This is a genomic window from Pseudomonas sp. HC1(2025), assembly GCF_058742075.1.
Genome location: NZ_CP196017.1, coordinates 5352791 through 5377577, shown reverse-complemented (window position 1 = coordinate 5377577; position 24787 = coordinate 5352791). Strand labels below are relative to the sequence as shown.

At 61.7% G+C, this 24787-nt stretch carries 20 protein-coding genes; 12 read left to right on the top strand and 8 right to left on the bottom strand.

Translation table 11 applies throughout. The features are described from left to right. Window positions 1-136: 136 nt before the first annotated feature. Together cdhC and ACSSVH_RS24195 are read right to left on the bottom strand one after the other, a co-directional pair. Window positions 137-1024, bottom strand: coding sequence for a 3-dehydrocarnitine:acetyl-CoA trimethylamine transferase CdhC (cdhC, locus tag ACSSVH_RS24200; RefSeq protein ID WP_169953679.1), 888 nt, complete (start codon window positions 1022-1024; stop codon window positions 137-139). A 74-nt stretch (window positions 1025-1098) separates the two neighbouring features. Further along, on the bottom strand, window positions 1099-2037 hold the full coding sequence (locus tag ACSSVH_RS24195) for a choline ABC transporter substrate-binding protein (RefSeq protein ID WP_172313598.1): 939 nt from the start codon (window positions 2035-2037) through the stop codon (window positions 1099-1101). A 193-nt stretch (window positions 2038-2230) separates the two neighbouring features. Here ACSSVH_RS24195 and ACSSVH_RS24190 point away from each other — a divergent pair, with 193 nt between their 5' ends. Then, on the top strand, window positions 2231-3175 hold the full coding sequence (locus ACSSVH_RS24190; RefSeq protein WP_169953683.1) for a GlxA family transcriptional regulator: 945 nt from the start codon (window positions 2231-2233) through the stop codon (window positions 3173-3175). Between the two features lie 132 nt (window positions 3176-3307). Here the strand turns inward: ACSSVH_RS24190 and ACSSVH_RS24185 are convergent, their stop codons facing one another. Continuing rightward, on the bottom strand, window positions 3308-3715 hold the full coding sequence (locus ACSSVH_RS24185) for a DUF3010 family protein (RefSeq protein WP_432754718.1): 408 nt from the start codon (window positions 3713-3715) through the stop codon (window positions 3308-3310). Window positions 3716-3757: 42 nt separating this feature from the next. Continuing rightward, window positions 3758-4159: a lysozyme inhibitor LprI family protein gene (locus ACSSVH_RS24180; protein WP_169953687.1), complete on the bottom strand. Its 402-nt coding sequence runs from the start codon at window positions 4157-4159 to the stop codon at window positions 3758-3760. A gap of 220 nt (window positions 4160-4379) precedes the next feature. On the opposite strand from ACSSVH_RS24180, the gene ACSSVH_RS24175 reads away from it, so the two are divergent. The 6 genes from ACSSVH_RS24175 (at window position 4380) to etfB (ending at window position 12162) form a co-directional block, all read left to right on the top strand. Next, window positions 4380-5357, top strand: coding sequence for a dipeptidase (locus tag ACSSVH_RS24175; protein ID WP_169953689.1), 978 nt, complete (start codon window positions 4380-4382; stop codon window positions 5355-5357). Between the two features lie 69 nt (window positions 5358-5426). Further along, window positions 5427-5957: a DUF5943 domain-containing protein gene (locus tag ACSSVH_RS24170; protein ID WP_169953691.1), complete on the top strand. Its 531-nt coding sequence runs from the start codon at window positions 5427-5429 to the stop codon at window positions 5955-5957. 15 nt (window positions 5958-5972) lie between these two features. Then, a complete protein-coding gene (gene dgcA / locus ACSSVH_RS24165) occupies window positions 5973-8033 on the top strand; it encodes a dimethylglycine demethylation protein DgcA (protein WP_170057615.1) in 2061 nt (686 codons plus the stop codon). Window positions 8034-8218: 185 nt separating this feature from the next. Next, the gene (dgcB, locus tag ACSSVH_RS24160) at window positions 8219-10156 is read left to right on the top strand and encodes a dimethylglycine demethylation protein DgcB (RefSeq protein ID WP_492633826.1); all 1938 of its coding nucleotides are present in this window, start codon (window positions 8219-8221) and stop codon (window positions 10154-10156) included. Then, window positions 10156-11376: an electron transfer flavoprotein subunit alpha gene (gene etfA / locus ACSSVH_RS24155; RefSeq protein ID WP_169953697.1), complete on the top strand. Its 1221-nt coding sequence runs from the start codon at window positions 10156-10158 to the stop codon at window positions 11374-11376. The genes dgcB and etfA overlap by 1 nt, the downstream gene beginning before the upstream one ends. Window positions 11377-11391: 15 nt before the next feature. Further along, complete coding sequence (gene etfB / locus ACSSVH_RS24150; protein WP_169953699.1) at window positions 11392-12162, top strand: electron transfer flavoprotein subunit beta; 771 nt, start codon at window positions 11392-11394, stop codon at window positions 12160-12162. 854 nt (window positions 12163-13016) lie between these two features. On the opposite strand, the gene gbca is transcribed toward etfB, so the two are convergent. Further along, window positions 13017-14312 (bottom strand): glycine betaine monooxygenase oxygenase subunit, encoded by a 1296-nt coding sequence (gbca, locus tag ACSSVH_RS24145; protein WP_169953701.1) that lies wholly within the window; start codon window positions 14310-14312, stop codon window positions 13017-13019. Window positions 14313-14593: 281 nt separating this feature from the next. Between gbca and gbcB the strand changes: the two genes are divergently transcribed. Next, a complete protein-coding gene (gene gbcB, locus ACSSVH_RS24140; RefSeq protein ID WP_169953703.1) occupies window positions 14594-15694 on the top strand; it encodes a glycine betaine monooxygenase reductase subunit in 1101 nt (366 codons plus the stop codon). Window positions 15695-15754: 60 nt separating this feature from the next. On the opposite strand, the gene ACSSVH_RS24135 is transcribed toward gbcB, so the two are convergent. Beyond that, window positions 15755-16570 (bottom strand): nitrilase-related carbon-nitrogen hydrolase, encoded by an 816-nt coding sequence (locus ACSSVH_RS24135; protein WP_432754716.1) that lies wholly within the window; start codon window positions 16568-16570, stop codon window positions 15755-15757. Then, window positions 16567-18012 carry a purine-cytosine permease family protein gene (locus ACSSVH_RS24130; RefSeq protein ID WP_169953708.1) on the bottom strand — a complete coding sequence of 482 codons (1446 nt, stop codon included), beginning with the start codon at window positions 18010-18012 and terminating at the stop codon, window positions 16567-16569. The genes ACSSVH_RS24135 and ACSSVH_RS24130 overlap by 4 nt, the downstream gene beginning before the upstream one ends. Before the next feature lie 263 nt (window positions 18013-18275). On the opposite strand from ACSSVH_RS24130, the gene ACSSVH_RS24125 reads away from it, so the two are divergent. Then, window positions 18276-20090 (top strand): flavin monoamine oxidase family protein, encoded by a 1815-nt coding sequence (locus ACSSVH_RS24125; protein WP_432754715.1) that lies wholly within the window; start codon window positions 18276-18278, stop codon window positions 20088-20090. Between the two features lie 70 nt (window positions 20091-20160). Here the strand turns inward: ACSSVH_RS24125 and ACSSVH_RS24120 are convergent, their stop codons facing one another. Then, a complete protein-coding gene (locus tag ACSSVH_RS24120) occupies window positions 20161-21201 on the bottom strand; it encodes a threonine aldolase family protein (RefSeq protein ID WP_169953713.1) in 1041 nt (346 codons plus the stop codon). A 90-nt stretch (window positions 21202-21291) separates the two neighbouring features. On the opposite strand from ACSSVH_RS24120, the gene ACSSVH_RS24115 reads away from it, so the two are divergent. The 3 genes from ACSSVH_RS24115 (at window position 21292) to ACSSVH_RS24105 (ending at window position 24783) form a co-directional block, all read left to right on the top strand. After that, the gene (locus ACSSVH_RS24115; protein WP_492634733.1) at window positions 21292-22020 is read left to right on the top strand and encodes a TraX family protein; all 729 of its coding nucleotides are present in this window, start codon (window positions 21292-21294) and stop codon (window positions 22018-22020) included. 236 nt (window positions 22021-22256) lie between these two features. Beyond that, a complete protein-coding gene (locus tag ACSSVH_RS24110) occupies window positions 22257-23510 on the top strand; it encodes a serine hydroxymethyltransferase (RefSeq protein ID WP_029296971.1) in 1254 nt (417 codons plus the stop codon). 22 nt (window positions 23511-23532) lie between these two features. Further along, complete coding sequence (locus tag ACSSVH_RS24105) at window positions 23533-24783, top strand: sarcosine oxidase subunit beta (protein WP_010207084.1); 1251 nt, start codon at window positions 23533-23535, stop codon at window positions 24781-24783. The last annotated feature ends 4 nt before the right edge of the window (window positions 24784-24787 follow it).

Here is a 24787-nt window from a genome sequence, read left to right as displayed (position 1 = left end):
TTCCAGTGCTAAAGAGGTTCATTGTGGGAGCTGGCTTGCCTGCGATAGCGGTGGGTCAATGCCAAATGCATCAACTGATACACCGCTATCGCAGGCAAGCCAGCTCCTACATTTTTGAGCCGGTTGCGGCAGGGGATTAGCTACGTTTGGTCAGGCCCATCTTGGTTCGGCCTTCAGCCGGGGTCAGAACCCGCGCGCCCAGGCGGCTGAGGATTTCCCCGGCACGCTCCACCAGTTGCCCATTGGTCGCCAGCACGCCCTTGTCCAACCACAAGTTGTCTTCCAACCCAACCCGCACGTTGCCGCCCAGCAGCACCGCCTGCGCCGCCATCGGCATCTGCATGCGCCCGATACCAAAGCCGGCCCACACCGCGTCGGCGGGCAGGTTGTCGACCATGGCTTTCATGGTGGTGGTATCGGCCGGCGCACCCCAGGGGATGCCCAGGCACAGTTGGAACAGTGGGTTGTCGAGCAGGCCTTCCTTGATCAGTTGCTTGGCGAACCACAGGTGGCCGGTATCGAAAATCTCCAGCTCGGCCTTCACCCCCAGTTCCTGGATGCGCTTGGCGCCCGCCCGCAGCTGGGCCGGGGTGGACACATAAATAGTGTCGCCATCGCCAAAGTTCAGGGTGCCGCAGTCCAGGGTGCAGATTTCCGGCAGCAGTGCCTCGACGTGGGCCAGGCGGGTCAGCGGGCCGACCAGGTCGGTATTGGGGCCGAACGCCATGGGGTTCTCGCCACCGCCGATTTCCAGGTCGCCGCCCATGCCGGCGGTGAGGTTGACGATGATGTCGATGTCCGCCTCGCGGATGCGCTCCATCACCTCGCGGTACAGCGCCACGTCGCGGCTGAACTTGCCGGTGTGCGGGTCGCGCACATGGCAATGCACCACGGTGGCGCCGGCTTTGGCGGCCTCTACCGCAGCCGCAGCGATTTGCCTGGGGGTGACCGGCACGTGGGGGCTTCTGGCGGTCGTGTCGCCAGCACCGGTGAGTGCGCAGGTGATGATGACGTCGTGGTTCATGGGGCAGGTTCCTTACAGGCGTGGTAGTGCCGTTCGCGGCCGTTGTTGGCCGCGAAACGGTGATTCGGGAGAGGTTATTTGCTGGTCAATTGCAGATGGGCGGCAGCGGGCTTGCCGTCGAACGTGGTCACGCCCTCCAGCCAACGCTGCTGGTCCTGGGGGTGATCCTTGAGCCACTGGCGGGCCGACTCGAACGCATCTTTGTGCTCCAGCAACGGCTGCATCATCCGGCTCTCTTGGGCGGCGGTGAACGTCAGGTTGGTCAGCAACTTGTGCACATTCGGGCATTGCTCGGCGTAGGTCGGGGTGGTCACTGTCCAGACCGTGGCCATGCCTTCATTGGGCCCCAGGGCGTCCTCGCTGCCGGACAGGTAGGTCATCTGCACATTGACGTTCATCGGGTGCGGCGCCCAGCCAAAGAACACCACGGCTTCGTTGCGGCGTACGGCGCGGTCCACGGCGGCGAGCATGCCGGCCTCGCTGGACTCCACCAACTGGAATTTGCCCAGGCCGAACTGGTTCTTGGCGATCATCGCCTTGATCTGGGTGTTGGCCCCGGAGCCTGGTTCGATGCCGTAGATCTTGCCGCCCAACTCTTTCTGGAACTTGGCAATGTCGGCGAAGGTTTTCAGGCCCTTGTCTGCAAGGTAGGTCGGCACCGCCAGGGTCGCGCGGGCGTCCTTGAGGCTGGGCGCGTCGAGGACTTTGACCTGCCCGGCGTCGACGAACGGGGTGATGGTCTGGGTCATCAGCGGGTTCCAGTAGCCGAGGAACAGGTCCAGGCGCTGGTCGCGAATGCCGGAGAAGATGATCTGCTGGGACGCACTGGTTTGCTTGGTGCTGTAGCCGAGGCCGTCGAGCAGCACCTGGGTCATGGCGCTGGTGGCGATCACGTCGGTCCAGTTCACCACGCCCATGCGCACGTTCTTACAGGAAGCGGCATCGGCGGCCCACAGGCTGGTGCTCAAGACGGCGCTGAGTGCGAGCACGCAGCGGCTGATCAGTCGGTTCATGATGGATCCCTCGGCAGGTCGTTATTGTGGATTCCGGCGTCTTTGTGCACCGTGCCGCCAAGTTACCCAGCTTGCAGCGCGGCAAAACGCACGGCGGCGACCCACTCTTGCACTGCAGCGACCTGTGCCCTTGAATGGGCGCTGGAACTGGCGTATCACAGTGACCACGCTACCCGTCCCACGAGTGCGCACCATGTCCCAGGATTTCTACTTCCTGCTGATGCCGGGTTTCTCGGCCATCGGCTTTATCTCGGCCATCGAACCGCTGCGCGTGGCCAACCGCTTTCGCGGCGAGCTGTATCGCTGGCATGTGCTGAGCGCTGACGGTGGTGCAGTGCTGGCGAGCAACGGCATGTCGGTCAACGCCGACGCCGGGCTTGAGCCTCTGAAAAAAGGTGCGACTCTGTTGGTAGTTGCCGGCTTCGAGCCCCTGGAGTTCGCCACGCCGGCCCTGGAGCACTGGCTGCGCCGCCTCGACCATGATGGCGTGACCCTCGGCGCTATCGACACCGGCAGTTTCGTCTTGGCCCAGGCCGGCCTGCTCGACGGCTACCGCCTGACCCTGCATTGGGAGGCCATCGATGCCTTCAAGGAATCCTATCCCGCACTGGCCGTGACCCAGGAACTGTTCGAGATCGACCGCCGGCGTATCACCTGCGCCGGCGGCACCGCGTCCATCGACCTGATGCTCGACCTGATCAGCCAGGCCCACGGCCCGGAGCTGGCGATCCAGGTTTCCGAGCAATTCGTGCTGGGCCGCATCCGCCCGCGCAAAGACCACCAGCGCATGCAGATCGCCACGCGCTACGGCATCAACAACCAGAAGCTGGTGCAGGTGATTGGCGAGATGGAACAACACACCGAACCGCCCCTGAGCACCCTGGCGCTGGCGCAGATGATCAAGGTCACACGGCGCCAGCTGGAGCGCCTGTTCCGCCTGCATCTCAATGACACTCCGAGCAACTTCTACCTCGGCCTGCGCCTGGAAAAAGCCCGGCAGTTACTGCGCCAGAGCGGCATGAGCGTGCTGGAAGTAAGCATTGCCTGTGGGTTCGAGTCGCCGTCGTATTTCACCCGAAGCTACCGGGCGCGGTTTGCCAAGTGCCCGCGGGAGGATCGGCGGCGGGAGGTGGTGTAAGTCTATTGCGCATACGCCGACCCCATGTAGGAGCTGGCTTGCCTGCGATAGCGGTGTATCAGTTGGCAGATAAGTTGCTGACCCACCGCTATCGCAGGCAAGCCAGCTCCTACATCGGATTTGTGGTGGGGCTTACTTTTTTACCAAGGCCGAGCACGCGGTTTTAAACGCCTCATGCTGATACTTGTTCAGCGTCGCCGGCAACGCAAAGTCGTGCTTCTTGTTCTGCGCATTGATGGTCTGCGGCGACAGCAGTGTCACTTCAACGCCGTCCAGCAACTGCAGCACTCCTTCAATCTTGAACGTGGTCGGGCCGCCGGCGAATTCGCCTTTTTTGCTGCGTTTCTTGATCGCGATACGGGTGATGGCGTTGTCGCGTACAAACGCGGCCACCTGGCTGGCGAAAGCTTTGACGTTGGCCGCCTCGTCATCGTCCTCGAGGGCGATTTTCTTGGTGGCCAGGGCGACGTGGGCCAGATCCAGGGTGGCAACGGCGATGATGGCTTCGCTGCCTTTGATTTCGATGCCGCAGAGAGTCATGGGTGGCCTTGGTTCAGAGGAAAGGATGGGCGCGATTGTCGCTTATTCCTGCCCGATCGACTCCAAAAACTCCGACCGCTCATCACTCATCCGCGCCAGGCAGTCATTTTGCGCAATGGCGTAGGCCTTGGTGCCGGTGACTGCCGGGAAGGTGTCCACCGCGCAGTCGGCATCCCGCAGTTTTTCCCACTTCTGCTGGGCATCCTTCAGACGAGCGGTGATGTCCGCCAACTGCGCCTTGTTGCTTGCGTAGGTGGAACCCATGCGTTCCAGCAGGCCCTGGTAGTTATCCTTGAGCAACTGTTCGGCGGTGGTTTTGTTGTAGGAGGCGCATTCCAGGGTCTGTTTGTCGTTTTCGATGCCATCACACGGGGTGCTGTCGGTGTCTTCGGCTGCGTGGACGCCGGTGGCGAGGAGTGCCAAAGCCAGGAAAATCGGTTTCATTGCGCCTTCTCATATCAGTGGATGGGTCGAATTCTGGCTCAAGCGTAGGCCAAAGAACAGATGCAGGACAGACACCTGCGTGCACCCTTTGTCGTGGATTGACGCTTTCGGCAATTCCCCTGTCGTTTTTGCACCCGGCTCTGTCAGCCCCTGGGCATATGCTGGCCCCAAAGCGCCGGCAGACGATTCGGCGCATGAATCGCCAATAAGGGGACGCCTGATGAGCCCAGCCGAACTGCACGCCGACAGCATCGTTATCGACGGGCTGATCATTGCCAAGTGGAACCGCGACCTGTTCGAGGACATGCGCAAGGGTGGCCTGACCGCCGCCAACTGCACGGTGTCGGTGTGGGAAGGCTTCCAGGCCACCATCAATAACATCGTGGCCAGCCAGACCCTGATCCGCGAGAACAGCGACCTGGTGATCCCGGTGAAGACCACCGCCGACATCCGCCGCGCCAAGGAGCAGGGCAAGACCGGCATCATCTTCGGCTTCCAGAATGCCCATGCCTTTGAGGACCAGCTCGGCTACGTCGAGATCTTCAAGCAGCTCGGCGTCGGTGTGGTGCAGATGTGCTACAACACCCAGAACCTGGTGGGCACCGGCTGTTACGAGCGTGACGGCGGCCTGTCGGGCTTCGGGCGTGAGATCGTTGCTGAGATGAACCGTGTCGGGATCATGTGCGACCTGTCCCACGTCGGCTCCAAGACATCCGAAGAAGTCATCCTCGAATCGAAGAAACCGGTGTGCTACTCCCATTGCCTGCCGTCCGGCCTGAAAGAGCATCCGCGCAACAAGTCCGATGCAGAACTCAAGTTCATTGCCGACCACGGCGGGTTTGTCGGCGTGACCATGTTTGCACCGTTCCTGGCCAAGGGCATCGACTCGACCATCGACGACTACGCCGAAGCCATCGAGTACACCATGAACATCGTCGGCGAAGACGCCATCGGCATCGGCACCGACTTCACCCAGGGCCATGGCCAGGATTTCTTCGAAATGCTGACCCATGACAAGGGCTACGCCCGCCGTCTGACCAGCTTCGGCAAGATCATCAACCCGCTGGGCATCCGCACCGTGGGCGAGTTCCCCAACCTGACCGAAACCCTGCTCAAGCGCGGCCACAGCGAGCGCGTGGTGCGCAAGATCATGGGCGAGAACTGGGTCAACGTTCTCAAGGACGTCTGGGGCGAATAAGCCCTGCATTCTTTCCCGCTGCCATCCGTGCGGCGGGCACCAAACCGAATTTTCTGGAGTTGAGTTTCCATGGCCAAGATCGCCCCGCAATTGCCTATCGAAGTCGACAGCGAAACCGGTGTCTGGACTTCCGACGCCCTGCCGATGCTGTACGTGCCGCGCCATTTTTTCGTCAACAACCACATGGGTATCGAAGAGGTCCTGGGCGCTGATGCCTACGCCGAAATCCTCTACAAGGCCGGCTACAAATCCGCCTGGCACTGGTGTGAAAAAGAGGCCGAATGCCACGGCCTGGAAGGCGTCGCGGTGTTCGAACACTACATGAAGCGCCTGTCGCAGCGCGGCTGGGGCCTGTTCAAGATCCAGGACATCGACCTCGATAAAGGCACCGCCAGCGTCACCCTCGAACACTCGGCCTTCGTCTATGTGTACGGCAAGGTCGGACGCAAGGTCGACTACATGTTCACCGGCTGGTTTGCCGGTGCCATGGACCAGATTCTGCAAGCGCGCGGCAGCAACATCCGCACCGTCGCCGAACAAGTCTACGGAGGCTCCGAAGAGGGCCACGACGACGGTCTGTTCACCGTCAAGCCGTTGTAAGCCGAGGACCGTGCCATGGCTTTCGAAGCAATGTTTGCGCCGATCCAGATCGGCAAACTGACCATCCGTAACCGCGTGCTCAGTACCGCCCACGCCGAGGTGTATGCCACCGACGGCGGGATGACCACCGAGCGCTACATCAGGTATTACGAAGAGAAAGCCAAGGGCGGCATTGGCCTGGCGATCTGTGGCGGCTCCTCGGTGGTGGCGATCGACAGCCCGCAGGAGTGGTGGAGTTCGGTGAACCTGTCCACCGACCGCATCATCCCGCACTTCCAGAACCTGGCTGACGCGATGCACAAGCATGGCGCCAAGATCATGATCCAGATTACCCACATGGGGCGCCGCTCGCGTTGGGACGGCTTCAACTGGCCGACCCTGATGTCACCCTCGGGCGTGCGTGAGCCGGTGCACCGTGCGACCTGCAAGACCATCGAGCCGGAAGAAATCTGGCGGGTGATCGGCAACTACGCCAGCGCCGCAGGCCGGGCCAAGGCCGGTGGCCTGGATGGCGTGGAACTGTCGGCGGTGCACCAGCACATGATCGACCAGTTCTGGAGCCCACGGGTCAACAAACGCACCGATGAATGGGGCGGCAGCTTTGAAAACCGCATGCGTTTCGGCCTGGAAGTGCTCAAGGCTGTGCGTGCGGAGGTCGGCCCGGACTTTTGCGTGGGTATCCGTTTGTGCGGGGATGAATTCCACCCGGACGGCCTGTCCCACGAGGACATGAAACAGATCGCCAAGTACTACGACGACACCGGCATGCTCGACTTCATCGGCGTGGTCGGCTCGGGTTGCGACACCCACAACACCCTGGCCAACGTGATCCCCAACATGAGTTATCCACCGGAGCCGTTCCTGCACCTGGCGGCCGGGATCAAGGAAGTGGTCAAGTCCCCGGTGCTGCACGCGCAGAACATCAAGGACCCGAACCAGGCCACGCGCATTCTCGAAGGCGGCTATGTGGACATGGTCGGCATGACCCGCGCGCACATGGCCGACCCGCACCTGATCGCCAAGATCAAGATGGGCCAGATCGACCAGATCAAGCAGTGCGTCGGCGCCAACTATTGCATCGACCGCCAGTATCAGGGCCTGGACGTGCTGTGTATCCAGAACGCGGCAACCTCCCGTGAATACATGGGCGTGCCGCACATCATCGAAAAATCCACCGGGCCCAAGCGCAAAGTGGTGGTGGTCGGTGCCGGCCCGGCCGGGATGGAAGCAGCGCGGGTCGCTGCCGAGCGCGGCCACGACGTGACTCTGTTCGAGAAAAAAGACTTTATCGGCGGGCAGATCACCACGGCGTCCAAGGCGCCGCAGCGCGACCAGATCGCCGGTATCACCCGCTGGTTCCAGCTGGAACTGGCGCGGCTGAACGTCGACCTGCGCCTTGGCGTGGCGGCGGATGCCGCGACCATCCTCGACCTGCGCCCCGATGTGGTGGTGCTGGCGGTGGGCGGGCATCCGTTCATCGAGCAGAACGAACACTGGGGCGCGGCAGAAGGCCTGGTAGTCAGCAGTTGGGACGTGCTCGACGGCAAGGTGGCACCGGGCAAGAACGTGCTGGTGTACGACACCATCTGCGAATTCACCGGTATGTCGGTGGCCGACTTTTTGGCCGACAAGGGCTGCCAGGTCGAGATCGTCACCGACGACATCAAGCCTGGCGTGGCCATCGGCGGTACGTCATTCCCGACCTACTACCGCAGCATGTATCCCAAGGAAGTGATCATGACCGGCGACATGATGCTGGAGAAGGTCTACCGCGAGGGCGACAAGCTGATAGCCGTGCTGGAGAACGAATACACCGGCGCCAAGGAAGAACGGGTGGTGGACCAGGTGGTGGTGGAGAACGGCGTGCGTCCGGACGAAGAAATCTACTACGCCCTCAAGCAAGGGGCGCGCAACAAGGGGCAGATGGACGTCGAGGCGCTGTTCGCGATCAAGCCGCAACCGTGCCTGAGCGAGCCGGGGGAAGGGTACCTGCTGTTCCGCATCGGTGACTGTGTGGCCCAGCGCAATACCCACGCTGCGATCTACGACGCCCTGCGCTTGTGCAAGGATTTCTGACCCAACACCGAACCAATGTGGACTCGGTCAAAAATGTGGGAGCTGCTTTATGTAGGAGCCGGGCTTGCCCGCGATGCAGGCAACTCGGTCTCGAGTGAGACCTGGGTGATGCCATCGCAGGCAAGCCAGCTCCCACATTGAGCCGGGTCCCACGCGAGACTTGCGTGGTCTGTGGGAGCTTCACCATGTTGAACACCTTGCTTCCTATTCTTTTGTTCGCAGCGATAGGCCTCGCCGTCCTCGGTGCTGTGCGCCGGATGAACATGTGGCGCCGGGGCCGTGCTGCCAAGGTCGACCTGCTGGGCGGCCTGCTGGCCATGCCCAAGCGCTATATGGTCGACCTGCACCACGTGGTCGCCCGCGACAAATACATCGCCAACACCCACGTCGCCACGGCCCTGGGCTTTGTGCTGTCGGCATTGCTGGCGATCCTGGTGCACGGCTTCGGCCTGCATAACCGCATCCTCGGCTACGCCTTGCTGCTGGCGTCGGTGCTGATGTTTGTCGGCGCCACCTTCGTCTATCTGCGCCGGCGCAACCCGCCGTCGCGGCTGTCGAAAGGCCCGTGGATGCGCCTGCCGAAAAGCCTGATGGCGTTCTCGGTGAGCTTCTTCCTGTTGACCTTGCCGGTGGCCGGGATCCTGCCCGCCGACTTCGGTGGCTGGCTGCTGGCCGTACTGCTTGGTGTGGGCGTGCTGTGGGGTGTGTCGGAAATGTTCTTTGGCATGACCTGGGGCGGGCCGATGAAACACGCCTTTGCCGGCGCCCTGCACCTGGCCTGGCACCGCCGCGCCGAACGCTTTGGCGGGGGCCGTTCCACCGGCTTGAAGCCGCTGGACCTGAGCGACAAGAGCGCGCCCCTGGGCGTGGAAAAACCTAAGGATTTCACCTGGAACCAACTGCTGGGCTTCGACGCCTGCGTGCAGTGCGGCAAGTGCGAAGCCGCGTGCCCGGCGTTTGCCGCCGGCCAGCCGCTGAACCCGAAAAAACTGATCCAGGACATGGTGGTCGGCCTGGCCGGCGGCACCGATGCCAAGTTCGCCGGCAGCCCTTACCCGGGCAAGGCCATCGGCGAACACAGCGGCAACCCGCACCAACCGATCGTCAATGGCCTGGTGGATGCCGAGACATTGTGGTCGTGTACCACCTGTCGTGCCTGTGTCGAAGAATGCCCGATGATGATCGAGCACGTAGATGCCATCGTCGATATGCGCCGCCACCTGACCCTGGAAAAAGGCGCGACCCCGAACAAGGGCGCCGAAGTCCTGGAGAACCTGATCGCCACCGACAACCCCGGCGGGTTCGCCCCGGGTGGGCGGATGAACTGGGCGGCGGACTTGAACCTGCCGCTGCTCGGCGATAAAGGCAGCACCGACGTGCTGTTCTGGGTCGGCGACGGCGCCTTCGACATGCGTAACCAGCGCACCCTGCGCGCCTTTGTCAAAGTGCTGAAGGCGGCCAAGGTCGACTTCGCCGTACTGGGCCTTGAGGAGCGTGACAGCGGTGACGTGGCCCGGCGTCTGGGCGATGAGGCAACGTTCCAGCTGCTGGCCGCGCGCAATATCCAGACCCTGGCCAAGTACCGCTTCCAGCGCATCGTCACCTGCGATCCCCATAGCTTCCATGTGCTGAAAAACGAATACGGCGCTTTCGACGGCAACTACCGGGTGCAGCACCACAGCACCTACATGGCCGAGCTGATCGACGCAGGCCTGCTGAACCTGGGCCAGCACAAAGGCAACAGCGTGACCTACCACGACCCGTGCTACCTGGGCCGCTATAACGGTGAGTACGAGGCACCGCGCCAAGTGCTGCGGGCGCTGGGGATCGAGGTCAAGGAGATGCAACGTTCGGGGTTCCGTTCCCGTTGTTGCGGTGGCGGTGGCGGCGCGCCGATCACCGATATTCCCGGTAAGCAGCGCATCCCCGACATGCGCATGGAAGACATCCGCGAGACCGGCGCCGAACTGGTGGCCGTGGGTTGTCCACAGTGCACGGCGATGCTCGAAGGGGTGGTCGAACCCCGCCCACTGATCAAGGACATTGCCGAGTTGGTGGCCGACGCCTTGCTCGAAGAGGCTGTACCGGCCAAGAACACGCGTGTACCAGCGGAGGTCCACTGATGAGCGACATTATCCGCCGCGACCCACGGGCCGAATGGATCGCCCGCAACCGCTTGCACCCGCTGCATGCGGCGATGCAACCGGAACAGCACAGCTGGATGGGGCCTAACGGCATCCTCCGTAAAAACGTGCATGGCATAGGTTTTATCGGGCCCAACGGCATCAAGCGTATCGACCGTAGCGGCGCCCAGCAGGGCGGTGCGACCAAACGTACGGCAGCGGCGCAAGTGCAGTTGCCGTTGCACCAGGTGCCAGCCCCGGCGTTCTACATCAACGTGGTGCCGGACATGGTCGGCGGCCGCCTGAGCAGCCACGACCGCGACTTGCTCGGCCTGGCGCGGCAACTGGCCGGCAGCGACGGCGCGGTGCTGGCGGTGGTGTTTGGCGAGCATAAGGAAAGTGCCTTCGACACGGCCGGCGTGGACCGCCTGCTGGTGCTCGACGGGCACGAATTCGACGGTTATTCACCGGAGCAGCGGGTCCATGGCCTGCGGGCTGTGGATAACCAGTTCAGCCCGCGTCATTGGCTGCTGCCCGACAGCCGCAGTGGCGGTGGCGAACTGGGGCGGCGCTTTGCCGCCAGCCTCAAGGAACGCCCGGCCACCCGGGTGTGGCAGATCAAGGGCTCTGAGTGCATCGGCCGTGCCGGCGCAGGCCGGGAAGACCTGGCGCGCGCGCTGCCACGGCTGATCCTGGCTGCTGTGGAATGCGCCGATCCGGTCAGCGATACGCGTCACGAAGTGTTGCCCGTGGAGTTATCCACAGCCCTGGCGCGCAGCTTGCCGCGTATCGAGGATTTGGGCGCGGTGGCGGTGGATCCCGGTGCGATTCCCATGGCCGAGGCCGAGTTTATTTTCTCCGGTGGCAACGGGGTCAAGGATTGGCACCTGTTCCACCAGACCGCCGCTGCCCTGGGCGCCACCGAAGGTGCGTCGCGGGTGGCGGTGGACGATGGTTTTATGACCCGTGATCGCCAGGTCGGCGCCAGTGGTATCTGGGTCACCGCGCGGGTGTATGTGGCGGTCGGGATCTCCGGGGCGATCCAGCACCTGCAAGGCATCGGGGCCTGCGACAAGGTGGTGGCGATCAACCTCGATCCGGGTTGCGACATGATCAAGCGCGCCGACCTGTCGGTAATCGGCGACAGCGGTGACATTCTCCGGGCCTTGATTGCAGCGGTCCAGGCCCACCGCAACGGCGCCAAGCGCGATGCGGCTTAAACAAAGGATATGGCCATGACCACCCATGTAATCAGCCTGGTATCCATAGGCGCCCACCCGACCTCCGGCCGTCCGCGCCGCGCCGAACAGGATGCCCGCGCCGTCGAGCTGGGGCTGCAACTGGCTGGGGATAACCTGCAAGTCCTGCATGCCGGCGACATCGCCGAACCGACCCTGCGCGCCTACCTGGGCATGGGGCTGGCGCAGTTGCACGTGCTGGAACAACCGGCTGGCGCCGATGCCTTGCCGGTACTCGGTGACTACCTGCGGGACGCTGGCGCCCAGGTGGTGCTCACCGGCAGCCAGGCCGAAACCGGCGAAGGCTCGGGCATGTTGCCGTTCCTGTTGGCCGAGCAACTGGGCTGGCCGCTGATCGTCGGCCTGGCCCAGGTGGAGTCCATCGACAGCGGCGTGGCCCTTGTGCTGCAAGCGCTGCCTCGCGGGCAGCGGCGGCGCCTGAAGGTGCGCCTGCCCTTTTTGGCCACGGTGGATAACGCCGCGCCCAAGCCTCGGCAAAGCGCCTACGGCCCGGCCCAGCGTGGCGTGCTGCAGGAGCACGACGTGCAGGTGGTGGACGATGAGTTATTCACAGGCGCCGTGCTGCAACCGGCCAAGCCTCGGCCCAAGCGACTCAAGGTGATCAAGGCCAAGAGCGGCGCCGACCGCATGAAAGCCGCCACGGCCAAGGCCAGTGGTGGCGGTGGGCAGGTGCTCAAGGGGGTGAGCCCTGAGGCGGGTGCCGAGGCGATTCTCAAGCTGTTGGTCGAAGAGGGCGTGGTGCGCTGACCCTGTAGGAGCTGGCTTGCCTGCGATGGCGTCACCTGGGTGTAACTGAAAAGCCGCGGTGCCTGCATCGCAGGCAAGCCAGCTCCTACAGGGTTTGCGGTGTTACCCACAATCCCTGTTAGCCCAGCTGTGGATAACCTGTTCGCGGCTGTCCACACCCCATGTAAATCAAGCCCTGTAGCCCTCTGTACGAAAAACAACCAACCTAAGCGACGGTTTTTACTGGGCTTTTTCTGTGGATAAGGAAAAAGCTCGGCTCAGAGTTGCCCCCAAAGTCTGTTGGTGCTTCTGTGGATAAGATGTTCGCTACCCGCTACAGGCCATGTGAATAGAGGCTTGCAGTGAGTTGGTTGAAATATGATCAATATCGCCATTTCAATCGGTTTACGCGCGTAAAGCCTCGATTTTGCTCGGTTGCAGGCGGTTTTCCACAGAATGGCCGAAGTTGCCCCCAAAGTCTGTTGGCGCTTCTGTGGATAAGGTGTTTGCGATCCGCTACAGGCCATATAAAACGTGGCTTGTACGCTTCTGATTAAAAAATGATCAATGTTCGATCAAACCCGCTGCTTTGAATAAGTCACGGATTTTCTTGGTTTTATTTCAAGGAGATAAGGCAGTTGCCCACAATTACTGTGGGTGGCTTTGTGGATAAGTTGTTGGGGGATGGCTGGAGGGCAGGGTAATAGCGGGCTGGAGGCGCGATGATTAATTTCTGACCAGATGAGTAACCAAATGTAGGAGCGGGCTTGCCCGCGATTACGGTGGGTCAGCCAACAAATCTGTGACTGATACACCGCAATCGCGGGCAAGCCCGCTCCCACACAAGCCCCACAGTTTGATCTCTGGTGTGTCCGTTATTCGTGAGCGGCGACACCTTTAAGGTACGGCGCTGGCGCCGCTCCCAGGTTGTTCAACATGCGTTCGCTGTACCAGTCCACAAAGTTCACCACACCAAACTCATAGGTCTTGGAGTACGGCCCCGGCTGGTAAGCGGTGGAGTTGATCCCGCGCTGGTTCTCTTCGGCCAGGCGCCGGTCCTGGTCGTTGGTGGCGTCCCACACCTGGCGCATGCGGTCGACGTCATAGTCCACGCCTTCCACGGCGTCCTTGTGGACAATCCATTTGGTGGTGACCATGGTTTCCTGGGCGCTGATCGGCCACACGGTAAACACGATGATGTGATCACCCATGCAGTGGTTCCACGAGTGGGGCAGGTGCAGGATGCGCATCGAGCCCAGGTCGGGGTTCTTGATCCGGCCCATCAGTTTCTTGCAGCCCTGCTTGCCATCCAGGGTCATGGACACGGTGCCCTTGAGCAACGGCATGCGCACGATGCGGTTACGCAGGCCGAAGCTGGCGTGGGCGTAAGGGATCTTCTCGGCGTCCCAGGCGGCGGCGGAGGCGGCGACGTGGTCCTTGAAGGCCTGGTCGGCCCGTGGGTCGGTGACGTCGTCCCATTCCAGCAGGGTTTTCAGCAGTTCGGGGTGCGAGGCGTTGCAGTGGTAGCACTCGCGGTTGTTTTCCAGCACCAGTTTCCAGTTGGCTTTTTCGAACAAGGTGGTCTGGATCGCCACCTTGGTGTTCTCCATGTCGTAGGGTTCCATGTAGTGGTTCAGCGTCGACAAAAAGTCATCGATGGCCGGCGGGTTCTCGGCCAGGCTGATGAAGATGTAGCCGCCGGCGGTCTTCACGTTCACCGGTTTGAGGCCGTACTGCTTCATGTCGAAGTCAGCGCCCATCTCGGTGCCGGCGAACAGCAGGCGCCCGTCCAGTTCGTAGGTCCACTGGTGGTAATGGCATACGAGCTTGGCGACCTTGCCCTTGTCGCTGGTGCACAAGCGCGAGCCGCGGTGGCGGCAGACGTTGTGGAAGGCATGCACCACGCCCTCGGCGCCACGGATCACGATGATCGGGTTCTTGCCGATCTGCAGGGTCAGGTAGTTGCCCTTGCTGGGGATCTCGCAGGTCATGCCGGCGATCAACCATTCCTTCTGGAAGATCTCCTGCATGTCGATATCGAACAGGCGCTGGTCAGAGTAAAACGGCTGTGGCAGTGAAAAAGTGCGCTCGCGCTCCTGCAGCATTTGCGCGGTGGCCTTGCGTGCGGGTTCCAGCGGATCGCCCAAGCTCAAGGTTGCGGTGACGTCCATCGTGTGTGTCCTCAAGGCCATTCTGTGTGGCCGCGATAAGTGGCTAATCAGGTTTGCAGCAAGGCGTAAAGAAAGCGTCGTTGTTGGCTGCGAGTGTGGGCCCGGCGCTGCCCGCAACCTTGTCCATTAACGACATGGCCCACTCTGTTCCCGACGCGCAACCCCAGTGGTATGGGGGCTGGTCGCGATAAGTATGCGAATGTCGCAGATAGGTAAATGGCAGGTTGCGGCCTTACGCAGAATCGCCAGCATCAAGCCGAACTACGGCCGTGGAGAACAGCATGTCCAACAGCTTCCTGAATCCTGTCACCACCCAGACCTGGGCCAATGGTCGGCACATCGTCCGTTGCGTCAAAGTCATCCAGGAAACCTGGGATGTGCGCACCTTCTGCTTTATGGCCGACCAGCCGATCCTGTTCTTTTTCAAGCCGGGGCAGTTCGTCACCCTGGAGCTGGAAATCGACGGCCAGCCGATCATGCGCTCGTACACCATCTCCAGCTCGCCGTCGGTGCCCTACAGCTTCTCGGTGACGATCAAGCGCGTGCCCGGTGGCAAGGTTTCCAACTGGCTGCACGACACCCTGCACGAAGGCCAGGAACTGGCAGTACACGGGCCGGTCGGGCTGTTCAACGCCATCGACTTCAGCAACCCCAAGGTGCTGTACCTGAGCGGCGGCGTGGGGATCACCCCGGTGATGTCCATGGCGCGCTGGTATTACGACACCAACGCCAATGTCGACATGGTGTTCGTGCACAGCGCCCGGTCACCCAAAGACATCATCTACCACCGCGAGCTGGAGCATATGGCCTCGCGCATCGACAACTTCAGCCTGCACCTGATCTGCGAGAAGCACGGCCTGGGCGAACCGTGGGCCGGATATCGGGGCTACCTCAACCAGAAAATGCTCGAACTGATGGTGCCGGACTTCCTTGAGCGCGAAGTGTTCTGCTGCGGCCCTACGCCCTATATGAACGCGGTCAAGCGCCTGCTGGAAGCCAATGGCTTTGACATGACCCGCTACCACGAGGAGTCCTTCGGTGCGACCCCGCCAGAGGCGCGTGCCGATGCGGTGGAGCAAGCCGAACAGGCGGCCGATGCGCCAGAAATCGACCTGGCGGATTTGCACCAGGTGGAGTTCATCTCGTCGGGCAAAAGTATCCGTGTGGCCCCAGGGGAAACCGTGCATGCGGCAGCGGCCAAGCTCGGCCTGCTGATCCCCAAGGCCTGCGGCATGGGCATTTGCGGCACGTGCAAGGTGATGAAACTGGGCGGGGAAGTAGAAATGGAGCACAACGGCGGGATTACCGAGGAAGACGAAGCCGAGGGCTACATCCTGTCGTGCTGCAGCGTGCCGAAGGGCGATGTGCGGATCGAGTTCTGATAGATCGTGTGATCGTTCCCACGTGGCGCGTGGGAGCGATCAGGGGAGTTAACGGGCGGATCAGTACAACTGCGGCCGACGGTCCTGGTGCACGTGGTTGTGCTCGCTGATGAACTTGTCCCTGGCCTGGGCCAGGGGCAGGTCGGCCACCAGGCGTTGTTCGTTCTGATGTGAGACCGCCCCGGCCAATGGGTAGCCATCGGCATCGACAATGACGGATCCCCCAATCCAGTTGACCCCCCGCTCTTCGCCATGGCGATCGCATGCGGCGATAAACATCCGGTTGACCGCCGCATTGGCCTGGACCCGCACGATTTCTGCCGGTCTTTCACCGGCTGGGCGCGGGCCGTCCGGCCAGTTCACCGGCACACAGAGCAGGTCAGCCCCGGCCAGGGCGGCCAGGCGTACCCACTCCGGCAGTTCCAGGTCGTAGCAGATCATGACAGCGATCCGTCCAGCGGCGGTTTCCACCACCGGTGGCGGTTCAGTTCCGGGGGTGAAGATCAATTTCTCGCGATCCCACAGGTGCGCCTTGCGATACACCGTCAGCCTGCCGCCCGGCTCTATCAGCGCGACGCTGTTGGCCACCTGGCCTGCCGCCAGGCGCTCACAAAAGCCGGCCACGACAATGATGCCCAGTTCGCTCGCGAGGGTTTTCCAGCGGGTGAGTGTCGGGCCGTCCAGCTCCTCGGACACTGCCAGGGCTTCCTCCCGGTCATTGAACGCGTAGCCGCTTTGCATCAGCTCCGGCAACACCAGCACCTGCGCGCCCAGCGCCGCCGCACCGCGAATGGCCTTGGCGCTGAGTGCGCGGTTGTGTTCCACATCGGCGATACGCGGGGCGAGTTGATCACAGACGACACGTAGGGTGTTCATGGCTTACCACCTTCCAACATGGCCTCGCTGGCGGCAATGGCACGGTGTTCGGCATCGCGGTCAAGGTTGCGGCTCATCAGGCAATAGATAAGCGCGGAAACGCCCAGGCCGATCACGAAGGCGATATCGGCCCCGCCCAGCGCCACGGCGGCCGGCCCTTCATAGAAACTCAACGACATGAACGGGATCATCGACACCAGGCCCAGGCAGTACGCGACCAAGCCCGCCTTGCCCCATAGGCCATAGATGCCGGCGGGGTTGAAGATATCGCTGATGGCGTATTGGCCTTTGCGCACCAGGTAGAAGTCGGCGAGGTTGACGGCAGTCCATGGCACCAGGAAGTACAACATCAGCAGCACGAACGTGTTGAAGCTGGCCAGATAGCTATCGGGAATGCTCAAGGCGATCAGGAAAATGATCACTGCCACCAGGCCGATGCCGATGACCCGGCTCTTGAGGCGCGGCTGGATTTTCACGAAACCGTCGATGGCACTGATGCCGGTCAGCATCGCGCCATAGCAATTGACCGCCATGATGCCAATCAGCGCCGGCACCGCGATTAGCACGGTCAAGGTGCCGAAGCCAGGAATCACCTGGTTGCCCACCGTGCGCACGCTGGCGATGGCATCGGGCGAGGGCAGGGCCGAGGCCAGGAACGCGCCCAGAGACATCAGCCACAGGGCCGAGCCGGCAGCCCCCAGGTAGGTCCAGAAAATCACCCGGCGCGACGGGGTTTGATGGGGCAGGTAGCGCGAGTAGTCCGATACATACACGGCGTAGCTGATCTGATAACCGGCAGCGGCGCTGAGCTGGATCAGGAACGCCGACCAGGAGAAATGCGCCTCGGCCACTGCGGCATCGGCCGACAGGCTCATCAGGGCGGCAACGGTCAGCACTGCGAATACGCTGATCATCACGTAGGTCAGCCAGCGTTGCACAGTGTGCAGCAGGTCATGGCCGATCACGGCAATCATCACCGCGAGGATGATCATCAACGCATACCACGGCGCCCGGCTGCCCGGCAGCACCGTGTTGATGGCGTCGGTGGCGAGAATCACGTTGAACACATTGAAGCCGATGTACACAAAGATCACCGCGACAAACGGCACGATAGCGCCGCGCAGGCCGAACTGGGCCCGTGACTGGATCATCTGCGGCAAGCCCATGCGCGGGCCCTGGTTGGCGTGGAATGCCATGGCAAAGGTGCCCAGGCCCACGCCGATGACAATCGCCAGGATCGCGTAGACCAGGCTCAAGCCCAGTGCGGCGCCGGTGAACCCGGTGACCATGGTGGTGAGGACGAAGTTGCCGGTGAACCAGAAGGGTCCCTGATGCCAGACTTTGCCGTGCCGTTCGTTGCGCGGCACATAGTCAATGGAACGGGTCTCGATTTTTGGGCGAGGGGCGACGCAGGGAACCGTCTTGTCAGATAGGGCGTTCATAGATTCACGGCTTGTTTTTATAGTGAGTGCCGCAGCATCGGGCAACTGATGGCCCGATTAAATCCTGATCTATAAATAATCACTTCAGACTTTCCTTAAGTAATGGCTTTTGCGCGTGGGGGGCGATGGAGCCGTTCTTTCTTATTGCAAAGCGATCTAATTGTGGCGAGGACGGTCTACTAGGCTGGCTCTTAGTCTCGTCGCATTCGCCTTTAGCCTTGTAGTAGAGGGTGGACATTTACCCAACCTGCAAGGACGCCATCATGTCTGCGATTCCCTCCCGCTCCCAAGGTGCTCAGCGGCTTTTGAACAAAAATGTCACGGCGCTGATTCCTGACTTTCCGTTTCATTACGCCCGCTATTTATGGCAGGCCGCGATCCTTAAAAAGCCCCTGGCCCAAGTTGCCGCGCAGCATCTTGGCGAGCAGGTGTTGATCGTCGGTGCCGGCGTGTCCGGGCTGGTGGCAGCCTACGAGGCGATGCGCATGGGCCTGCATCCGATAGTGGTGGAAGCTTCGGGGCGCATTGGCGGGCGGCTCTATTCCCATGTGCTGGGTGATCGCAACGACCCACAAGGCCGGGTGATCTGTGAACTGGGGGCGATGCGCTTCCCCAAGTCCGGCAAGGCGTTGATGCACTACTTTGCCAAGGTCGGGATGAGCGCCAACTCGGCGGATTTCCCTAACCCCGGCTCGCCCGCCGCCCCCAGTACCCTCGTCGATTACGAGAACGAGCAGACCTACTACGAACGCAATGACCTGCCGCAAAAATACAGGCGAATCGAAGATATGTTCTTCGGCGAATTCCTTGAACAAGACCCGATCCGGTTCACCGACATGGAAAACGCGATGCAGGAAACGGCAGTGGACCAAGGTGAAATCAAAGCGATCTGGAATACGATCCTCAGGGCGGGCTGGGATGACCTGAGTTTCTATGCCGCCATGGTCGAGCAAGCCAAGTGGAGCCGCGAAGACATTGACCTGTTTGGCCAGATAGGCTTCGGCACTGGCGGCTGGAACACCGACTATCCGAACTGTTTCCTGGAAGTGTTGCGGGTGCTGTACACCGGCCTGGATACCAACCACACGTTGATGTATGACGGTTCCAGCGAGCTGCCCCTGCGCCTATGGAGCCGCACGCCGGCTTCGTTCGGCGACACCCAGGTCCATTGGCCGGCAGGCACGACGGTGGAGAGTTTGACGCGGCGGGAGATTGCTGACCCCCTCAACCAGGAAGTCCGGCAGATCCACCGCCTGGCCGATGGCACGTTCGATGTGTACCTGCATGACAACAAACAGGGTGGAGACACCCTGCGTAACTTTAAAAGTGTGATTTATACGCCTCACGTGCGGGTGCTCGACAAGTTCCGCTATATGGATGGCAAAGAGCGCTTTACGCCGATGAACAACTTACTGCCCCAGGCTATCTGGGAAGCGGTGATGTATACCCATTACATGCAATCGGCAAAGATCTTCGCCAACACTCGACGGCCGTTTTGGAATGATGTCGAGAACGGTCGCTACAAGATGAGTGTGACCTTGTCGGACCGCCTTACCCGTGGCACCTATCTGCTGGACTATGCCCCAAGCAACGGGGTGAACAAGGGCAGCGGCATGTTTCTCTCATATACCTGGAACGATGACAGCCTGAAGTTCCTTGGCGACCGCAGCGCGCCGTTGCCGTCTCATGTCGATTTGTGTACGACCTTACTCGATACGGTGTATGCCGACACGCAACTAAACCTGGCAGCCGAGTTCGGCATGGTTGACCCTTTTATCGAGATCAACTGGGAAAATGAGCCGTTCTACCTGTGTGCCTTCAAGATGAACCTGCCGGGGCAGTATGAGTATCAAAGACTGCTGTTTTCCCAGTTCATGAGTGGTGTAAAGGAGGGCGCGCCGGACGGTTTCATTCTGTCTGGAGATGATATTTCCTGGACCGGGGGCTGGGCCGAGGGCGGGGTGACGACGGCGTTGAATGCGGTGAACAAGTTGGCGGTCAAGTTTGGCGGTGGGACGATCGAACACAATCCCGGGCCGATTGATCAGTGGGACGCATTACAACCCCTCCAGTTGTAGGCAACAACGTGCCGGCGATGGCGCCCTCAGGGTCGCCATCGCCGGCACGCCGGCTACTTCGGGGGGGAGATCAGGCTCCCATCACCTCACGAATATCCGCCGCCAGTTCTCGTACCCGCTCTTCCTCGGTATCCCACGCACACATGAAGCGCGCGCCGCCCTTGCCGATGAAGGTGTAGAAGCGCCAGCCCTTGGCCGTCAGCGCGGCGATGGCCGGCTCCGAGAGTTGAAGGAACACGCCGTTGGCCTGCACCGGGAACATCAATTCCACGCCGGGAATATCCGCCACCAGGCTGCTGAGCAACTGGGCGCAGTGGTTGGCGTGGCGTGCATGTTTGAGCCAGGCGTCGTTTTCCAGCAGGCCGACCCACGGGGCTGACAAAAAGCGCATTTTCGACGCCAACTGGCCGGCCTGTTTGCAGCGGTAGTCGAAGTCTTCCGCCAGCTTGTGGTTGAAGAACAGGATCGCTTCACCCACCGCCATGCCGTTCTTGGTGCCGCCAAAGCACAGCACATCCACACCGGCTTTCCAGGTCAGGTCGGCAGGTGAGCAGCCGAGGAACGCGCAGGCGTTGGAGAAACGCGCACCGTCCATGTGCAGGTTCAGCCCCAGTTCCTTGCAGGTGACGCTGATGGCGCGGATTTCTTGCGGGGTGTACACGCTGCCCACTTCGGTGGCCTGGGTCAGGGTCACGACGCGTGGCTTGGGATAGTGGATGTCCTGGCGCTTGAGGGCGATCTCGCGGATGGATTCGGGGGTCAGCTTGCCGTTTTCGGTGCGCGCGGTGAGCAGCTTGGAGCCGTTGGAGAAAAACTCCGGTGCGCCACATTCGTCGGTCTCGACGTGGGCGGTTTCCGAGCAAATCACGCTATGGTAGCTCTGGCACAAGGAAGACAGGGCCAGGGAGTTGGCCGCTGTTCCGTTGAAGGCGAAGAACACTTCACAGTCGGTTTCGAACAGTTTGCGGAAACCGTCGGCAGCACGATGGGTCCATTCATCGTCGCCATAGGCGCGTTGATGGCCCTGGTTGGCGAGTTCCATGGCGGCCCAGGCTTCCGGACAGATCCCGGAATAGTTGTCGCTGGCAAATTGTTGGCTCTTGTCGGTCATGGCCCGTTCCTGTGGTCGATGTTGGTGCGCACTTTAACCAAGAATATCCGGCGGGCGCACGCACTGTTAATGCAAAGTCTCTGGGGAATTATGCACGGTACTGAAACGATTCCTTTGCAGCGCGGGCGCGATGGCGCTCTGGACCTGCTCAAATGGCTGGCGCTATTGAGCATGGTGCTCGACCACCTGCGTTATGTCGGTTTAAGCCTCGATGGCCTGTACGTGCCGGGGCGCCTGGCGTTCCCGTGGTTTTGCCTGGCGATTGCGGCCAATTTGCAGCGGGTCCGGGATGCGCCGGTCAGCGGGCAATGGCGTTACCTGGGCTGGTTGCTGCTGTTCAGCGTGATCAGCGAGGTGCCGTATCGGATGTTTATCGACGATGCCGATACATTGAACGTGCTGCCGACCCTGGCGCTGGGGCTGCTGGTTGCCAGGGGATGGCAGCAGAAGACGAATTTTGACCGCGGATTGGCGCTGATCGCGCTGTTGATCGCCGGTACGTTCTCGGCGCAACTGATGTTCGGCTTTTTTGGTGTATTACTGCCGCTGGCGATGTTGCTGGTGTTCAGTCGCCCCTGGTATTTCAGCGTGTTGCCGGGGTTGGTGTGTGTAGCTGCCAATCAATGGCAGGTCTTACTCAATAGCGGCAATCTCGTCGCGATGCTCGGGTTGGCCACATGCCTGATTGCGCCGCTCGCCGGGCTGGTCTTATTGCGACAGGTCACACATGTGTCACCGCAGGCTATGCGGCGCTGGGCGTATGCACTTTATCCCGCGCATTTCTTACTGCTGCTATTCCTTCGAAAGGTCATCACATAGTCCCTGTGGGAGCGGGCTTGCTCGCGAATGCGGTGGGCCAGCCAATGCATGTGCTGCCTGACACATCGCATTCGCGAGCAAGCCCGCTCCCACATTTGTTCGGTGTTGTTCTGGCCATGTCGTAAACGCACCTTTGCGTGGCGTGCGTAGGCATTTGACCTGCCTGCGCCAGCCCTACCATCGCATCAAAGGGCCCTGCACGGGCCTCAACAATACGAAAGGCTGGGAGAGACGCGATGTTCAGCAAACAAGACCAGATCCAGGGATATGACGACGCACTGCTGGCGGCCATGAATGCCGAGGAGCAGCGCCAGGAAGATCATATCGAGCTGATCGCGTCGGAGAACTACACCAGCAAGCGCGTGATGCAGGCCCAGGGCAGCGGCCTGACCAACAAATACGCCGAAGGCTACCCTGGCAAGCGCTACTACGGCGGCTGCGAGCATGTGGATAAGGTCGAGGCCCTGGCCATCGAGCGCGCCAAGCAACTGTTCGGCGCCGATTACGCCAACGTGCAGCCGCACTCCGGTTCGTCCGCCAACAGTGCGGTGTACCTGGCGCTGATCAATGCCGGTGACACCATCCTCGGCATGAGCCTGGCCCACGGCGGCCACCTGACCCACGGCGCCAAGGTGTCGTCCTCGGGCAAGCTGTACAACGCGGTGCAGTACGGCATCAACACCGACACCGGCCTGATCGACTACGACGAAGTCGAGCGCCTGGCCGTGGAACACAAACCGAAGATGGTCGTCGCCGGCTTCTCTGCCTACTCCAAGACCCTGGATTTCCCACGCTTTCGTCAGATTGCCGACAAGGTCGGCGCGCTGCTGTTCGTCGACATGGCCCACGTCGCCGGCCTAGTGGCGGCTGGCCTGTACCCGAACCCGCTGCCCTACGCCGATGTGGTCACCACCACCACCCACAAAACTCTGCGCGGTCCGCGGGGTGGCCTGATCCTGGCCAAGTCCAACGAAGAGATTGAGAAAAAACTCAACTCCGCGGTGTTCCCCGGCGCACAGGGTGGCCCGCTGATGCACGTGATCGCGGGCAAGGCTGTGTGCTTCAAGGAGGCGATGGAGCCAGGCTTCAAAGCCTATCAACAGCAGGTGATCGACAACGCCCAGGCCATGGCCAGCGTGTTTATCAAGCGTGGCTACGATGTAGTCTCCGGCGGCACCGATAACCACCTGTTCCTAGTCAGCCTGATCCGCCAGGGCCTCACCGGCAAGGACGCAGACGCCGCCCTCGGTCGCGCCCACATCACCGTCAACAAGAACGCGGTGCCCAACGACCCGCAGTCGCCGTTCGTGACCTCGGGCCTGCGCATCGGCACCCCGGCGGTGACCACCCGTGGCTTCAAGGTGGCGCAATGTGTGGAGCTGGCCGGCTGGATCTGCGACATCCTCGACAACCTCGGCGATGCCGACGTCGAGGCCAACGTGGCCAAGCACGTGTCTGCCCTGTGCGCGGATTTCCCGGTTTATCGCTGAGCGCGGTTTTGGAGTAATACCTATGCAACGCTACTCGGGCTTCGGCCTCTTCAAACACTCCCTCAGCCACCACGAAAACTGGCAGAAGATGTGGCGCACGCCGACCCCGAAAAAGGTCTACGACGTGGTCATCGTCGGCGGCGGCGGGCATGGCCTGGCGACCGCTTACTACCTGGCCAAGGAGCACGGCATCACCAACGTGGCGGTGGTCGAGAAAGGCTGGCTGGGCGGCGGCAACACCGCGCGCAACACCACCATCGTGCGTTCCAACTACCTGTGGGACGAATCGGCGCACCTGTATGAGCACGCGATGAAGCTCTGGGAAGGTCTGTCCCAGGACCTCAACTACAACGTGATGTTCTCCCAGCGTGGTGTCTACAACCTGTGCCACACCCTGCAGGACATTCGCGATTCCGAGCGCCGCGTGAGTGCCAACCGCCTCAACGGCGTGGACGGCGAGCTGCTCAATGCCAAGCAGGTTGCGGACGAGATCCCGTACCTCGACTGCTCGAAAAACACCCGCTACCCGGTCCTCGGCGCCACCGTGCAGCGGCGCGGCGGCGTGGCCCGTCACGATGCCGTGGCCTGGGGCTTTGCCCGTGCTGCCGATGCCTTGGGCGTGGACCTGATCCAGCAGACCGAAGTGATCGGCTTTCGTAAGGAAAACGGCGTGTGCATCGGCGTGGAGACCAACAAGGGCTTTATCGGCGCCAAGCGCGTTGGGGTGGTCACCGCAGGTAACTCCGGGCACATGGCTTCGTTGGCCGGGTTCCGCCTGCCGATTGAATCCCACCCGCTGCAAGCGCTGGTGTCGGAGCCGATCAAGCCGATTATCGACAGCGTGATCATGTCCAACGCCGTGCACGGCTACATCAGTCAGTCCGACAAGGGCGACCTGGTGATCGGCGCCGGTATCGACGGCTACAACGGCTACGGCCAGCGCGGCTCGTACCCGGTGATCGAACACACCATCCAGGCCATCGTCGAGATGTTCCCGGTGCTCTCGCGGGTGCGCATGAACCGCCAGTGGGGCGGCATCGTCGACACCACGCCGGACGCGTGCCCGATCATCTCCAAGACCCCGGTGCCGAACATGTTTTTCAACTGCGGCTGGGGCACCGGTGGCTTCAAGGCCACCCCCGGCTCAGGCAACGTATTTGCCGCGAGCCTGGCCAAGGGTGAGATGCACCCGCTGGCGGCACCTTTCTCCATCGACCGTTTCCACAACGGTGCGCTGATCGACGAACACGGCGCTGCGGCCGTCGCCCACTAACAGG

Excerpts from the sequence above, each read along its gene's own strand:
- cdhC (WP_169953679.1), bottom strand. The coding sequence starts at position 1,024 with ATGAACCACGACGTCATCATCACCTGCGCACTCACCGGTGCTGGCGAC.
- ACSSVH_RS24195 (WP_172313598.1), bottom strand. The coding sequence starts at position 2,037 with ATGAACCGACTGATCAGCCGCTGCGTGCTCGCACTCAGCGCCGTCTTG.
- ACSSVH_RS24190 (WP_169953683.1), top strand. The coding sequence starts at position 2,231 with ATGTCCCAGGATTTCTACTTCCTGCTGATGCCGGGTTTCTCGGCCATC.
- ACSSVH_RS24185 (WP_432754718.1), bottom strand. The coding sequence starts at position 3,715 with ATGACTCTCTGCGGCATCGAAATCAAAGGCAGCGAAGCCATCATCGCC.
- ACSSVH_RS24180 (WP_169953687.1), bottom strand. The coding sequence starts at position 4,159 with ATGAAACCGATTTTCCTGGCTTTGGCACTCCTCGCCACCGGCGTCCAC.
- ACSSVH_RS24175 (WP_169953689.1), top strand. The coding sequence starts at position 4,380 with ATGAGCCCAGCCGAACTGCACGCCGACAGCATCGTTATCGACGGGCTG.
- ACSSVH_RS24170 (WP_169953691.1), top strand. The coding sequence starts at position 5,427 with ATGGCCAAGATCGCCCCGCAATTGCCTATCGAAGTCGACAGCGAAACC.
- dgcA (WP_170057615.1), top strand. The coding sequence starts at position 5,973 with ATGGCTTTCGAAGCAATGTTTGCGCCGATCCAGATCGGCAAACTGACC.
- dgcB (WP_492633826.1), top strand. The coding sequence starts at position 8,219 with ATGTTGAACACCTTGCTTCCTATTCTTTTGTTCGCAGCGATAGGCCTC.
- etfA (WP_169953697.1), top strand. The coding sequence starts at position 10,156 with ATGAGCGACATTATCCGCCGCGACCCACGGGCCGAATGGATCGCCCGC.
- etfB (WP_169953699.1), top strand. The coding sequence starts at position 11,392 with ATGACCACCCATGTAATCAGCCTGGTATCCATAGGCGCCCACCCGACC.
- gbca (WP_169953701.1), bottom strand. The coding sequence starts at position 14,312 with ATGGACGTCACCGCAACCTTGAGCTTGGGCGATCCGCTGGAACCCGCA.
- gbcB (WP_169953703.1), top strand. The coding sequence starts at position 14,594 with ATGTCCAACAGCTTCCTGAATCCTGTCACCACCCAGACCTGGGCCAAT.
- ACSSVH_RS24135 (WP_432754716.1), bottom strand. The coding sequence starts at position 16,570 with ATGAACACCCTACGTGTCGTCTGTGATCAACTCGCCCCGCGTATCGCC.
- ACSSVH_RS24130 (WP_169953708.1), bottom strand. The coding sequence starts at position 18,012 with ATGAACGCCCTATCTGACAAGACGGTTCCCTGCGTCGCCCCTCGCCCA.
- ACSSVH_RS24125 (WP_432754715.1), top strand. The coding sequence starts at position 18,276 with ATGTCTGCGATTCCCTCCCGCTCCCAAGGTGCTCAGCGGCTTTTGAAC.
- ACSSVH_RS24120 (WP_169953713.1), bottom strand. The coding sequence starts at position 21,201 with ATGACCGACAAGAGCCAACAATTTGCCAGCGACAACTATTCCGGGATC.
- ACSSVH_RS24115 (WP_492634733.1), top strand. The coding sequence starts at position 21,292 with ATGCACGGTACTGAAACGATTCCTTTGCAGCGCGGGCGCGATGGCGCT.
- ACSSVH_RS24110 (WP_029296971.1), top strand. The coding sequence starts at position 22,257 with ATGTTCAGCAAACAAGACCAGATCCAGGGATATGACGACGCACTGCTG.
- ACSSVH_RS24105 (WP_010207084.1), top strand. The coding sequence starts at position 23,533 with ATGCAACGCTACTCGGGCTTCGGCCTCTTCAAACACTCCCTCAGCCAC.